This is a genomic window from Tessaracoccus sp. OS52 (assembly GCF_020687685.1).
Lineage (GTDB): Bacteria > Actinomycetota > Actinomycetes > Propionibacteriales > Propionibacteriaceae > Arachnia.
Genome location: NZ_JAJEWM010000001.1, coordinates 1,135,854 through 1,148,169 on the forward strand (window position 1 = coordinate 1,135,854; position 12,316 = coordinate 1,148,169).

Here is a 12,316-nt window from a genome sequence, read left to right on the forward strand (position 1 = left end):
TTCGTGGGTGACGCCCTAGTATTGAGTCCATGTCACTCCTGGAATCCATCCGCACGCCGAAGGACCTGCGAGCGCTGACCAAGCGCCAGCTGATCCTTCTGGCGGACGAGATCCGGGGATTCCTGGTCACCAAGGTCAGCCGCACCGGCGGCCACCTGGGCCCCAATCTGGGCGTCGTGGAACTCACCATCGGCCTGCACCGGGTCTTCGATTCGCCCAAGGACCCGATCATCTTCGACACCGGTCACCAGAGCTACGTCCACAAGCTGCTCACCGGCCGCAGCGGTGGATTCGACGGTCTCCGTCAGAGCGGCGGTCTGTCGGGATACCCCAGCCGCGCGGAGTCGGAGCACGACTGGGTGGAGAACTCCCATGCCTCCACCTCGCTTTCCTGGGGAGAGGGACTGGCCAAGGGGTTCAAGCTCCGCGGCGAGGACCGCACGGTCGTCGTGGTGGTGGGTGACGGCGCCCTGACCGGCGGCATGGCCTGGGAGGCGCTCAACAACATCGCCACCCGCGACGACCTGCGCATCGTCATCGTCGTCAACGACAACGGACGCTCCTACACCCCAACCGTCGGCGGCCTGGCCAAGCACCTCGCAGCGTTGCGCACCGACAAGCGCTACGAGCGCACCCTCAGCTTCATCAAGCGGCGCGTGACCGGGATGCCGGTGATGGGCCGCCCCGTATATGACCTGCTGCACGGCTTCAAGACAGGGGTGAAGGACGTCCTCGCCCCGCAGGGCATGTTCTCCGACCTGGGTATCAAGTACACCGGACCGATCGACGGCCACGACATCGGCGCGGTGATCTCCCATCTCGAGGCGGCGCGCCAGTACGGCGGTCCAGTGATCGTCCATGCCATGACGCGCAAGGGCAAGGGGTTCCGGGCGGCCGAGGAGAACGAGGAGGACCGGTTCCACGCCGTCGGCAAGATCAACGAGTTCACGGGCGAGCCGCTGTCGGCCGCGGTACAGGCCACCTGGACCGACGCCTTCGCCGAGGCCATGGTGCAGATCGGGCGGCGCCGCCCCGACGTCGTGGCCATCACCGCCGCAATGCTCAACCCCACGGGGCTCGGCCGGTTCGCCGCCGCGTTCCCGGACCGCACCTTCGACGTCGGAATCGCCGAGCAGCACGCGGTGGTCTCCGCCGCGGGTCTCGCGGCCGCCGGAATGCACCCGGTGGTGGCCCTCTACGCCACCTTCGTCAACCGCGCCTTCGACCAGGTCCTGATGGACGCGGGACTGCACGGCCTCGGGGTCACGTTCGCCCTGGACCGTTCCGGCATCACGGGCACCGACGGGGCCAGCCACAACGGCATGTGGGACATCTCCCTGCTGGGACTCGTGCCCGGCCTGGAGATCGCCTCACCGCGGGACCAGACCCGCCTCGTGGACGCACTGGAGAGGTCCGTCAGCATCGATGACCGGCCGACGGTGGTGCGCTACTCCAAGGAACGCCTACCCGACGCGCTGCCGGCCGTGACCCAGCGTGGCAGCGGGCGGGACCAGGTGGACATCCTGCGGCTGGACCAGTCACCGAGCGTCCTGGTGGTCGGCTACGGCCAGTTCGCCGGGATCGGCATGGAGGTGGCCTCCAGGCTGGCGAAGCAGGGCTTTGCCAGCACGGTGGCGGATCCGCTGTGGTGCGTTCCGGTCAGCCCGGAACTCGTCTCCCTGGTGGCCGAGCACGAACTCGCGGTCAGCATCGAGGACAACCTGCTGCAGGGCGGCCTGGGTGAGCGCCTGCGGGCCGAACTGGCTGCCGCTGGCGTCGACGTTCCAGTCATGGCGTTCGGGATCCCGCAGAGCTACCTGGCCCACGGGTCCCGCGACGAGGTCCTGGAAGCGGTGGGACTCAACAGCAAGGACATCGCCAGGAGAGTGCTTGAGCGCGTCCTGACGGGCTCAGACTCGTCCGGAGACCTCCAGGAGCAACGGCTCGAGGAACTCGACCTGCCAGGCACGGGCGCCGCGCCGTCGGAGTGAGTCCCCGAAGTCGGGTTCCTGGACGTGGTGGTAGACGACTTCCTGCAGGATGGCCGGCGGCGCGATGAGGCTGGGCTGCAGCATCAGTTCGCAGGCCAGCTCATCCACTGCCGCACGCACCCGGGGCCAGAGTTCGGCAGCCTCAGGATGGGTCCGGTCCCAGTTCTTCGGGTGCGGGATTCCGGTCGCTGGCGGACGCCGGGCCGGGTACTGTCCGGGCTTCAACTGCGTCACGCGCTCCAGCGCCTGCAGCCAGTTGGTGCGGTAACGCTGGCTTCCGCGATGGCGGAATCCGGGGATCGATGAGACGTCCGCAGCGCCCGGCAGGGGAGCCTCCGCCTTGGCCCGCGCCGCCAATTCGATGATGGCCGAGTCATGCAGGATCCTGCCCGGGGGACGGTCACGTTCCCTCGCGATCCTGTCGCGCTCCTGCCACAGTTCCCTGGCCACCGCCAACTGGCGCGGGCTGCGCAGTGATGTGACCCCGCTGAGTCGACGCCAAGGGTCCTGACGGGGAGCGGCAGGCATCCTGAAGTGCTCCAAGGTGGCCGCGAACTCCTGCTCGGCCCACTCCAGCCGGCCTGCAGCGGCGAGCTCGGAGTGGATCACCTCTGCTAGCTCCAGCAGGTAGTCCACGTCCAGGGCTGCGTAGATGAGCCAGTCCGTCGGCAGGGGCCGGGTGGACCAGTTCTGGGCCGAGTGGGCCTTGCGCAGCGAGATTCCCAGTTTCGACTCCAACAGTGCGCCGAGGCTCACCCCCGGTTCTCCGAGCAGCCGGGCACCCAGCTCGGTGTCGAAGAGCCTCGGAGGGACGACGCCGGCCTCCCGCATCGAGGTGAGGTCCTGGCTGGCCGCGTGCACCACCCAGGTGGCGTCGCCGCAGACGTCGACGAGGCTGCTGAGCTGGGCGACGCCGTCGGTCTCGAATTCGACCGGGTCGATCAACCAGGTACCTGCGCCCTCCCGACGGATCTGGAACAGGTAGGCCTTGGGCCAGTATCGGTGCCCGTGGGCGCGCTCGGCGTCGAAGGCGACGGGCCCCTCCGCTGCTGAAAGCGCTGCCAGGCACTCCTCCAGCTGGGCACCGGTGGAGACCACCGGGCGCAGTTCCTCCCGCGACTGTTCGACGAAACCGGTCACGCGCGCCCCGGGAACTGGACCACTCCGGGTGGCAGCGGTGGGCGTCCTCCGACGTGACCGAGCAGGTCCTGCCAGGCGTACAGATGGCCGGTCAGCGGGTTGTGCTCATCAAGTTCGGGGGTCCAGGAGGATCGAATCTCCACGTCGGCCTGGTCCGCTGTGTCCGACATCTCTCCGAAACTCTTGCCGTAGGACGCCGTCACCGTGCCGGCGAGCGCAGTGTGCCTGGCTCCGCGGGCGTCGAGCGCGTCGGTCATCCAGGACCAGGCGACGTCGGGCAACAGCGGATCGGTGACCATTTCCATGTCCACCTCCGCCCGGGCGAAGGACACCACCCGGAAGGTCCCGTGCCAGGCGTCGTTTCCCAGTGGGTCATGGAGCAGGATGAGACGACCGCTCGCCACCAGTTCGTCACCGTCGGAGAACTCGGCGGACAGCGCGACGGAGAACGGAGCGATGCGCTGCGGGGAGCCGATCTCCTCCACCGTCAGGCCTTTCCTCCAGGTCATGGCAGACAGTTCTTCAACCGCCCGCCGGAAACCCGCGGGAGGGTTGCTGGATCTGGTTTCGCCCACCTGAGCAGCCTAGGCCGCGGCACTGACAATGCCCGGGTGGCGCGCCGCACGGGCCCCGTGCTAATGCGCCTTCGGCTGCAGGGTGAGGCTCACCGAGTTGATGCAGTAGCGCAGGTCCGTGGGGGTGTCGTAACCCTCACCCTTGAACACGTGACCCAGGTGGCCGTCGCAGGTGGCGCAGCGGACCTCGACCCGCGGGGGACCCGGCAGCGACCTGTCCTCCAGGTAGCGGACGCGGTCCTCGGCGAGCGGCTCGAAGAAGCTTGGCCAACCGCAGTGAGACGAGAACTTCTGGTCGCTGCGGAACAGTTCCGCGCCGCATCCTTTGCACGCGTACACACCCTCTGTTTCCGTGTCGGTGTACTCGCCGACGAAGGGGCGCTCGGTGCCACCCTGGCGGAGCACGTGGTACTCGAGATCGTTCAACTGCTCCCGCCAGGCCGTGTCGGGCTTGGACAGCGGAGCGACGTAGATGTCGTCGGTGGTCATGTGATCCTCCTTTTCGCTCCAGTCTAGGTGCGTTGTCCGACGGCCTGACTACGCTTACGCCCATGGCCAAATCCGATGCGATCGAACTCGAGGTCAACGGGCGGGCGGTGCGGCTCTCCAGCCCTGACAAGCCGTACTTCCCGGAACTGGGACTGACCAAGCGGGACGTTGCTGAGTACGTGATCGCCGTCGGTGACGGCATGATCGCGGCTCTGCAGGACCGGCCCACGACGATGGAACGCTGGCCCGGCGGTGTGGTGGAGGGAGCGGTCATCTCCACGCGTCAGGACAACCGCGGTGACGCCTTCTACCAGAAGCGGACTCCGAAGGGCGCGCCAGACTGGGTCCAGCGCGCCACCATCACGTTCCCGTCGGGCAGAACCGCCGAGACCGTGGCGCCGGCGGACGTCGCGACCCTCGTGTGGATGGTGAACCTGGGCACTCTCCGGTTCCACGCCTGGCCTGTGCGAGCGTCGGCACCCGATGCGGTGGACCAGTTGCGCATCGACCTCGACCCGCAGCCGGGGACCGACTACGCCGACGCAGCCAAGGCCTCACTGGTGCTGCGGGAGGTCCTGGCTGAGGCGGGTCTGGCCGGGTTTCCCAAGACGAGTGGCGGTCGGGGATTGCATGTGTTCGTCCCCATCGAGCCGTTGGACTTCATCGACGCCAGGCACGCCACCATCGCGCTGGGACGCGAGCTGGCCCGGCGGATGCCGGACGAGGTGACGGTGAACTGGTGGAAGGAGGAGCGCGGCGAGCGCATCTTCATCGACTTCAACCAGATGGCCCGTGACCGCCTGATGGCCTCGGCCTACTCAATCCGCCCCGTCCCCCAAGCACGGGTTTCCGCGCCCCTCGCGTGGGAAGAGGTCGGCGAGGTCTCGCCGGACCAGTTCACCGTCCCGACGATGCTGACCCGGTATGCAGAACTGGGCGACGTGTGGGCGCCCTACTACGAGACCGTTGCGGGGGACGCCTCGGTGGCTCTGGCCTGGTACGAGCGCGACGCCGAAAACGGCGAGGGGGAACTGCCGTATCCGCCGGAGTACCCCAAGATGGAGGGCGAACCGATTCGGGTTCAGCCGTCCCGGGCGAGGAAGCCGGAGGACGACGCCGAATCGTGAATGGCGCGTTCAGTCGTCTTCGTCAGGGGATTCGAGCGGCTCGGCGTCGAGGAGGTCCATGGCGGCGAAGGCGTACCTTGCCAGGGTCAGTTCCACCAGCCGGGGATCCGCACCTATCGGGTCGCCCACCGCGAGCGCACCGGCCCGCAGAGCCGCTTGGTGGTGCGCCCGGTACACCGGCCCGGGGGTGAGGAACAGTGATCCGACGGCGATGTGGCGGCGCCCTTGCGCGCGGAGGGCGGCCACGGCCGTGGCGGTACCCCGGCCGGTGGTGTCATTGACCGCTAGCTGGACGGGTAGCTTGTGGTGCGCCGCCCATTGCCGGGCCCGTCTGGCCAGGAGCGACGTGCCGCGCACATCTCCGCCCTCGGGGGCTGCCAGGACCAGTGCGTCGATCTCGACGGCGTTGGCTCGGTGGAGGGCCTCGCGGACCTTGTCGTCGAGCACGTTCAGCAATTCGGCGGCAGGTCCGATGGGACGGGAGATCACGACGTTGACGCTGCGGTTGAGACTCTCGACGGCGTCCCGGGCCTTGCTGACGATGGGGGAGTGGTCCGCGGCCGAGACCAGGTCGAGGGGGACGATCGCGATCTCGACGGCGCCCTCCCCGGCGAGGCGCTGGACCACTTCGATTACGCCCGGACCGCCGGGACCCAGCATGCCCAGGCTGACGTCGAGGTCCGGCCGGAGGGCGCTCAGCTTCTGGGCGATCGAGCCGAGAGCCGCACCGACCGCTGGATCCTCGTCGCCAAGGGCAACTAGGACGATCGCGGGTGCAGCCACTGGCTGATCTCCTCCCGGGCAGGTCTGCTGGTCAAGACTTCTGTCCCACATTTTGGGACGTTGGGGTGAATTGCGCAACCCGGCTGCGGTCAGGGGAAACGCGAAACCCCCTCGGAAGCCAAGGGCCTGAGGGGGTTCCTGCGCGGTGGGCGATGGCGGTTTCGAACCGCCGACCTCTTCGGTGTGAACGAAGCGCGCTACCACTGCGCCAATCGCCCGTGCAGCTAGGGAGCTTAGCGCAACTTGGGCCCGTTTCCCAACCGGAACAGTTGACGAGGGGGCTCAGTGCGGCCGCGGAAGAGCTGGTCCGGTGTCCTGGGGGCCGCTGTGACCGCGGTCGCAACGCGCCATCAGGCATGATTTGGCTTCCTCCCGAATGCTGCGCTATGGTTTTCCACGCGTCGGAAACGGCGCATGCGGACGTGGCTCAGTTGGTAGAGCATCACCTTGCCAAGGTGAGGGTCGCGAGTTCGAATCTCGTCGTCCGCTCGGAGAAACCTCTCCCAGTCCCACATGGGGAGTTGAACTCCACCGGGTGGAGTGGCCGAGAGGCGAGGCAACGGACTGCAAATCCGTGTACACGGGTTCAAATCCCGTCTCCACCTCGGGCGGTTGGCGCAGTGGTAGCGCGCTTCCCTGACACGGAAGAGGTCGCCGGTTCAAACCCGGCATCGCCCACGTAGAACCCCTAGGTGACTAGGGGTTTTGTCGCTTCTACGGTCTTTCAGCCGTCACGGACCGCAGCTCGCAATCGAAGCCGCCGAAAACCCTCAGCCTCAACCAGTACGTGGTGAGGCCACTCTCGGCGGCCTACCGACCCGTGGCCGGGTGATCGCGGCTTCGAGCCAGTCGGTCATGTGCGCCAGGGCGTCCGGGGTGAGGTCGTGGGGCCCTTCGCGCCAGACGGTGTGCAGCACACCGTCGGCGAAGGCTTGTTGGACGCGTCTGGCGCCCTCGGCCGGGAAGGGCACGTCGTCCTGCGCGGCGGTGGCCAGGATCTGTTTGCCCCGTATGCCTGCCGCGATCGCCTCGTAGCCGCCCTCGGCCTCGAGCCCGGGGATGTACCAGCCGGGATTGTGCACGACGTCGTGGCTGCGGCACGCCTCGAACGTCGTCAAGCCGCAACTGATCACGCCCATCTCGATGCGGGGATCAATTGCCAGGCACAGGAACGCAATCTGCCCGCCGAGGGAGTGCCCGATCAGGCCGACGCCGGTCACCCCGTTCAGCCCCTCCAGGTAGCGGGCGCAGGCCAACACGTCCTGTACATACTCGGCATGGAGCGACCGGCCGAGGGCGACGGCGTTGAGCGCGCGCGAGAGCTCGTACTTGGCGTGATTGCCGGCCGGGTCCGCGCGACTCTCGAAGCAGTCGAGATCCGGCATGATCACGGTGAAGCCCTTCTCGGCCATCGTCCGTCCATAGGCGGCGTCGGGGTTTCCCGACAGGCCGGCGGGCTCGCTCTTGCCGAGCTCGTACTCGTCGTTGTGCTGGTGGATGGCCACCACCCCACCCCGGCTGTTCCCGTTGGCGGGCCGGTACAGGAGGCAGGGGATGGCCATGCCGTTGATGGGGTTGCAGACCGAACCCTCGAAGAGGTCAGCCGTCGGCGTCGGTGACTGGACCGGTGACCAGGTAGCTTCCCCTGCAGCATCCGGGATCGTGGCACCCAGCAGGTCAGCCACCTGCTGCCCGGTCAACTGCGCGCCAGGGCTGGCTGGGTCGTCGTGCTTGTTGATGCTGGCTCCTTCGTCGGGGTCCGGTTCCGCTTCCTCGCGCGAGGGGGCAGTCGTTCAGCGTGAGATGGCCAGCAGCGTACCGTCGGCCGCTTCGATCCGGTACGGGCCGACGTGGGCGTCGTCGAATGTTGCGAGGTCCTGCGGATGAACCGACGGCGCCCCTCGACTTCCGTTGGGCCGAGGGGGACTCGAACCGTGGGGGCCGCCGTAGGGTGGTGGCGTGCAAGTCCCGATCCCGCCCGCACTGGACGCCCGACGCGCGCTCGGGACGGATTGGACGGCTTGGCTGGACGGACTCCCACGCTTGATCTCCGACCTCCTGCAGCGATGGCACCTCACTCCCGACGGCGCCGCCCTGGCGGGCCACACGGCGCTGGTCCTGCCAGTGCTCGACGCCGACGGAGTCCGCAGGGCGCTGAAGGTCGGCTTCGTCGAGGCGGACAACGCCGGGGAGATCCCGACCCTCCAGCTCTGGGGTGGACGCCACACCGTCCGTCTGCTGCGGGCCGACCCGAAGCGCGGGGCGATGGTGCTGGAATGGTGCGACGAGCAACTCGGCAGTCATCCCGACGCCGAGGAGGCCACGCGCATCGTCGCCGGCCTGTACCGCCACCTGCACCGTGCCGCCGCGCCGCAGTTGCCGGAGCTCCACCAGCTGGTGAACCGCTGGCTGGACTCGCTCGCCGCACTCCGCCGCGACGTCCCGGCCCCGCCCCGCCTCGTCGAGCAGGCGATCACGGCGGGACGCCGACTGGCCTCAGGTCCCGGCACCCACGTCCTGCATGGCGACCTGCACGACCTCAACGTGATGGGCAGGGACGGCGAGTGGGTCGCCATCGACCCCAAGGGCCTCAACGGCGACCCGTGCTACGAGCCGGCACCACTGCTGTGGAACCGGTGGGACCAGCTCGAGGTTACGGGAAACACCGGGGAGGCGATCCGTGAGCGGTTCTACACGATCGTGGACACCGCGGGCCTGGATGAGCGTCGCGCCCGCGACTGGGTGGTGGTCCGCGCGATGATCAACGTGGCGTGGCAAGTGAGCGAAGCGGATCCTACTGGTGGACCTGCCGGGACGCCGCACGAGTGGATCACCCGGAACGTCACCATAGCCAAGGCGATGCAGGCGGTGGAGCCGTCCTGAACCCTGTCCGGCCTCGGCGCGCCGGGATATCCCTCATCCGTCATGGCACGCCCGGATGGTGAGGCCTCAGCCCTTGGTCGATTGGGACTCAGGCTGGATCGGCGTCGAGGTTGTGGTCGGCGGCGATCTCGGTGATCCTGCGCGCGAGGTCGAGGTCTCGTTGTGTCACCCATTCGACGACGTGCTCGGTGCCCTCAGCGTCACGGTAGATGGCGTCGGCACTGACCAGCTTGAGGTCGACGTACCCGTTGCCCATCGACACGCTCGGGTGGTGTCCGAGCGAATCGCCCGCCTCGCCCACCGCGGCGACGAACCGGGCGCCCGTGCTGAAGTCGTCTACCAGATATCGGGCGTGCAATCCCTGGGCCAGCTTGCGCCAGTCGGTCAGCTTTGCCTCGGCGAGCTCGTTCCCGGTCAGCATGTCCATGTTCGGGACCCTATCCGGCATTCAGCCGCCGCGACAGATACGTTCCCCGCTGTTGGCGCATCGCTGTGGGCATGGGATCCCCATCGCCTACGTACTTGTCGAACCGCAGCTACGTCGCCGCGACTGGTGGCGGTTAGTCCCTTCGGCCAGCGGCTGAGTCCTCGCCAATTGCCGCGCAACTTGAGCGGATACCCGCCGACCGTGTGTGCCTCCAGCTGAACGCGGAGCGGTGGACCTGCCCTGGAGGATCATGCAGAATGGCCTATGAATATCGTGACTCAGGCCTTCGCGATTGTCGCCGTGCTCTTCGGTGTGACGGCCTTCGTCCTGGAGAGCTTCTTGTTCCATCGCACCGACGTGCAGACCTTCTTGCTCGGGAGGCCCGAACCGTCGGAAGGCGTGCGGCTGTGGGCCTTCAACCAAGGCTTCTACAACCTCTTCCTTGCCGCAGGTCCGGCCGCGGGTCTGATCGCTCACTATGGCGGATACACCGAAGTCGGCCGCGCTCTGGTTGTCTACGGGTGTGCCTTCATGGCCGGATGCGGCATCGTCTTGTTCATCTCGAACCGAAAGCTCTGGCGCAGCATGATCGGTCAGAGCGGCCCGCCGCTCATCGCCCTTATCGCCGCGCTCGTCTAGCGACCACATGACCCTGGGATTGAGGCCGCGGGGAGCTGCGACGTCTTGGTCAGCTAGTCTCAAGGTTGAACGACTCCCAGCTCCCTTCGGAGACAATCCTCACGTCTCCGTCCACGACGGCGATCGCGGTCTGATCGTCGATGGCATACGCCGGCCCATCGATCTTCGTCGCCCACCGTCGCGCGCTCGCCGTCGTGTTCGAAGACCAGCCCGGGTAGTCCAGGTGCGGGAACAGGGAGAAGTCCACGAGCCCGAGCGCTTCGTCTCCAGCGTGCGGGTTCCAGCTCACGAACTCAGTGCCTACCCGTGGCGTCAGCGCCATGCTGCCTGCGCTGACGCCGACCCAGACCGTCTGCGCGAGCGCGGGCAGAAGGTCGGCAAGACCCGACTCCCGTATCCAGTGCACCAGGTACATCGCCTCCCCGCCACCCACAAGGAGCACGTCGGCATCGCGAATCCAGCGCTTCCACCGCTCCGAGGCGATGCTCGGCAGCGCTGCGAGTTCCAGGAGGCCGACCGACCTCCACCCGAGTTCGACGAGGTCTTGCGTTCCTGGCGTGCGGCCAGCCACAGACATCAATGCGGTCTGCGGGGAACACATCGGGTGGCCCCACTGCGCTGTGGGAATGAAGAGCGCGTCGCACTCATCGATCGGCTTGCCGACAAGGTCGACCAATTCGCTGCGGATGGAGGCGTTGGTCACGCCACCGGAGGTCAGGAGTAACTTCACCGGGCTTCCTCTCGCTTGCATTCATCCTGCAGCATGTGGGACGACCAAGGTAGCCCTGACCTCGCTCTCAACCATGTCGGTGCGCGGTGAACTAGGTTTGTGGGCATCGAGAGGGTGGATTCGGATGAAAAAGGTGTTGGGTGCAGCCGGATGGGTGTCGATGGGCGTCGCGCTCGGCGTCGGCGCGCTCGCCGGGTTCACCGCCTGGACTCTGAACGGGCCGAGGCGTCCCTGGCCGAACTACACCTTCACCCCGTTCGAGGTGGGTGTCCCGTCGGAGGATGTCGCATTCACCGCAGCCGACGGAGTGCCGCTGGCTGGCTGGTGGCTCGACCGACCTGCGTCGTCCACCGTAGTCATCTGCGCCCATGGCCATCGGGGGAACAAAGCGGACATGTTGGGGATCGGCTCAGGTCTCTGGAGGGCCGGCTACAGCGTTCTGCTTTTCGATTTCCGTGGGAATGGAGATTCCGGCGACGGCCCGCAGTCCTTGGCTCACCACGAGCAGCGGGACCTCAGTGCCGCTCTGGACCTGGTCTGCGAGCGCCGCCCGGATGCCCGCATCGCGGTCGTTTCGTTCTCGATGGGAGCTTCCACGGCCATCCTCACTGCGGCGCAGGACTCCCGGATCGAGGCTCTCGTCGCCGACTCACCCTTCGCAACGCTCAGCGACGTCGTCGCCACCGGCTATCGCCGATACCGACTGCCAAGTGAGGCGCTCATCCCGGTGGCCGATCTCGTCAACCGATTGCGCTACGGCTATGCGTTCGCCGAGGTCCGCCCTCTTGACATGGTCGCCGCAATCTCGCCGCGTCCACTCCTGCTGCTGCATGGGACCGAAGACAGGATCATCCCCTATGAGCACGCACTGCAGTTGGCCCAGGCTGCGGTGCCGGGGCCAGTTGAGTTCAAATCTTTCGCCGGCGCGGACCACTGTGGCGGCTACTTCGCAGATAGGGCGGCATACATAGCTCTCGTGTCTGACTTCCTGAACCGCTCGCTGGAGGCCCCGGCCACGCCGAGGTGGACGAACACGGATCAGCTGTTCGCGCCACCCGAGGGGACGGAGAACGCCCACATCACGCCGAAACGGTCGAAGGCCTGACCGTACCAATCGCCCCAAGGTGCCAGGTCGAAGGGCATGCCCTGGGAGCCTCCGTCGTCGACCAACCTCTCGAAGAGCGCCCGAGCCTCGTCAGGATTGTCAAGGGTGTACAGCAGCGAGTATGCGGTGTCCCGGATCGGGTATTCCTTGTCGTCGACGACGTCGCCGCCGGCGAGTTCACCACCGGGCAACAGGAGCGACGCGTGGCCCACCGCGTCGGGGGCAGGCTGGAAGGGAAACCCGGAGGTGTCCATACCTTCGTAGCCAGTGATGTTGAGTTCTCCGCCGAACACCTCCTGGTAGTAGGTGAACGCCTCGCGCGCGTTGCCGGGAAAGCTGATGTAGGTTGCCAGCCGTGCCATGGTGACTCCTCCTGGTAGCTCCGAAACGATTTGCTCGCGCACCCATTCTTGGGCAGAGGTCGATG

At 67.3% G+C, this 12,316-nt stretch carries 13 protein-coding genes and 4 tRNA genes; 8 read left to right on the forward strand and 9 right to left on the reverse strand.

The window, feature by feature from the left end; all coding sequences use genetic code 11:
* The first annotated feature begins 29 nt into the window (after positions 1-29).
* The gene (gene dxs / locus LKO27_RS05305) at positions 30-1,991 is read left to right on the forward strand and encodes a 1-deoxy-D-xylulose-5-phosphate synthase (protein WP_227735882.1); all 1,962 of its coding nucleotides are present in this window, start codon (positions 30-32) and stop codon (positions 1,989-1,991) included.
* On the opposite strand, the gene LKO27_RS05310 is transcribed toward dxs, so the two are convergent.
* Genes LKO27_RS05310 through msrB form a run of 3 tightly spaced genes read right to left on the reverse strand, consistent with a single transcriptional unit; the run spans position 1,911 to position 4,195 of the window.
* Positions 1,911-3,131 carry an HRDC domain-containing protein gene (locus tag LKO27_RS05310; protein ID WP_227735885.1) on the reverse strand — a complete coding sequence of 407 codons (1,221 nt, stop codon included), beginning with the start codon at positions 3,129-3,131 and terminating at the stop codon, positions 1,911-1,913. The genes dxs and LKO27_RS05310 overlap by 81 nt on opposite strands.
* Positions 3,128-3,706, reverse strand: coding sequence for a DUF3000 domain-containing protein (locus tag LKO27_RS05315; RefSeq protein ID WP_227735887.1), 579 nt, complete (start codon positions 3,704-3,706; stop codon positions 3,128-3,130). The genes LKO27_RS05310 and LKO27_RS05315 overlap by 4 nt, the downstream gene beginning before the upstream one ends.
* Before the next feature lie 60 nt (positions 3,707-3,766).
* A complete protein-coding gene (msrB, locus tag LKO27_RS05320; protein ID WP_227735889.1) occupies positions 3,767-4,195 on the reverse strand; it encodes a peptide-methionine (R)-S-oxide reductase MsrB in 429 nt (142 codons plus the stop codon).
* Between the two features lie 62 nt (positions 4,196-4,257).
* Here msrB and LKO27_RS05325 point away from each other — a divergent pair, with 62 nt between their 5' ends.
* On the forward strand, positions 4,258-5,322 hold the full coding sequence (locus tag LKO27_RS05325) for a DNA polymerase domain-containing protein (protein ID WP_227735891.1): 1,065 nt from the start codon (positions 4,258-4,260) through the stop codon (positions 5,320-5,322).
* Between the two features lie 9 nt (positions 5,323-5,331).
* On the opposite strand, the gene LKO27_RS05330 is transcribed toward LKO27_RS05325, so the two are convergent.
* The gene (locus LKO27_RS05330; RefSeq protein WP_227735893.1) at positions 5,332-6,105 is read right to left on the reverse strand and encodes a CbiX/SirB N-terminal domain-containing protein; all 774 of its coding nucleotides are present in this window, start codon (positions 6,103-6,105) and stop codon (positions 5,332-5,334) included.
* 146 nt (positions 6,106-6,251) lie between these two features.
* Positions 6,252-6,323, reverse strand: a tRNA-Val gene (locus tag LKO27_RS05335).
* A 198-nt stretch (positions 6,324-6,521) separates the two neighbouring features.
* On the opposite strand from LKO27_RS05335, the gene LKO27_RS05340 reads away from it, so the two are divergent.
* From LKO27_RS05340 to LKO27_RS05350, 3 genes are all read left to right on the forward strand, one after another.
* Positions 6,522-6,594: transfer RNA gene (locus LKO27_RS05340), tRNA-Gly, on the forward strand.
* 45 nt (positions 6,595-6,639) lie between these two features.
* Positions 6,640-6,710, forward strand: a tRNA-Cys gene (locus LKO27_RS05345).
* Position 6,711: 1 nt separating this feature from the next.
* Positions 6,712-6,783: transfer RNA gene (locus LKO27_RS05350), tRNA-Val, on the forward strand.
* A 98-nt stretch (positions 6,784-6,881) separates the two neighbouring features.
* Here LKO27_RS05350 and LKO27_RS05355 read toward each other — a convergent pair.
* Positions 6,882-7,805, reverse strand: coding sequence for a S9 family peptidase (locus LKO27_RS05355; protein WP_227735896.1), 924 nt, complete (start codon positions 7,803-7,805; stop codon positions 6,882-6,884).
* A 259-nt stretch (positions 7,806-8,064) separates the two neighbouring features.
* On the opposite strand from LKO27_RS05355, the gene LKO27_RS05360 reads away from it, so the two are divergent.
* Complete coding sequence (locus LKO27_RS05360) at positions 8,065-8,988, forward strand: aminoglycoside phosphotransferase family protein (protein WP_227735898.1); 924 nt, start codon at positions 8,065-8,067, stop codon at positions 8,986-8,988.
* An 88-nt stretch (positions 8,989-9,076) separates the two neighbouring features.
* Here the strand turns inward: LKO27_RS05360 and LKO27_RS05365 are convergent, their stop codons facing one another.
* A complete protein-coding gene (locus LKO27_RS05365; protein WP_227735899.1) occupies positions 9,077-9,415 on the reverse strand; it encodes a 4a-hydroxytetrahydrobiopterin dehydratase in 339 nt (112 codons plus the stop codon).
* 264 nt (positions 9,416-9,679) lie between these two features.
* Here LKO27_RS05365 and LKO27_RS05370 point away from each other — a divergent pair, with 264 nt between their 5' ends.
* The gene (locus LKO27_RS05370; protein WP_227735901.1) at positions 9,680-10,054 is read left to right on the forward strand and encodes a DUF1304 domain-containing protein; all 375 of its coding nucleotides are present in this window, start codon (positions 9,680-9,682) and stop codon (positions 10,052-10,054) included.
* A 49-nt stretch (positions 10,055-10,103) separates the two neighbouring features.
* Here LKO27_RS05370 and LKO27_RS05375 read toward each other — a convergent pair whose 3' ends face one another.
* A complete protein-coding gene (locus LKO27_RS05375; RefSeq protein ID WP_227735902.1) occupies positions 10,104-10,784 on the reverse strand; it encodes a Type 1 glutamine amidotransferase-like domain-containing protein in 681 nt (226 codons plus the stop codon).
* A gap of 124 nt (positions 10,785-10,908) precedes the next feature.
* Here LKO27_RS05375 and LKO27_RS05380 point away from each other — a divergent pair, with 124 nt between their 5' ends.
* On the forward strand, positions 10,909-11,889 hold the full coding sequence (locus LKO27_RS05380) for an alpha/beta hydrolase (RefSeq protein WP_227735904.1): 981 nt from the start codon (positions 10,909-10,911) through the stop codon (positions 11,887-11,889).
* Here LKO27_RS05380 and LKO27_RS05385 read toward each other — a convergent pair.
* Complete coding sequence (locus LKO27_RS05385; RefSeq protein WP_227735906.1) at positions 11,823-12,251, reverse strand: VOC family protein; 429 nt, start codon at positions 12,249-12,251, stop codon at positions 11,823-11,825. The genes LKO27_RS05380 and LKO27_RS05385 overlap by 67 nt on opposite strands.
* Between the last annotated feature and the right edge of the window lie 65 nt (positions 12,252-12,316).

Coding starts and splice junctions, on each gene's coding strand:
- dxs (WP_227735882.1), top strand. CDS start 30: ATGTCACTCCTGGAATCCATCCGCACGCCGAAGGACCTGCGAGCGCTG.
- msrB (WP_227735889.1), bottom strand. CDS start 4,195: ATGACCACCGACGACATCTACGTCGCTCCGCTGTCCAAGCCCGACACG.
- LKO27_RS05325 (WP_227735891.1), top strand. CDS start 4,258: ATGGCCAAATCCGATGCGATCGAACTCGAGGTCAACGGGCGGGCGGTG.
- LKO27_RS05365 (WP_227735899.1), bottom strand. CDS start 9,415: ATGGACATGCTGACCGGGAACGAGCTCGCCGAGGCAAAGCTGACCGAC.
- LKO27_RS05370 (WP_227735901.1), top strand. CDS start 9,680: ATGAATATCGTGACTCAGGCCTTCGCGATTGTCGCCGTGCTCTTCGGT.
- LKO27_RS05380 (WP_227735904.1), top strand. CDS start 10,909: ATGAAAAAGGTGTTGGGTGCAGCCGGATGGGTGTCGATGGGCGTCGCG.
- LKO27_RS05385 (WP_227735906.1), bottom strand. CDS start 12,251: ATGGCACGGCTGGCAACCTACATCAGCTTTCCCGGCAACGCGCGCGAG.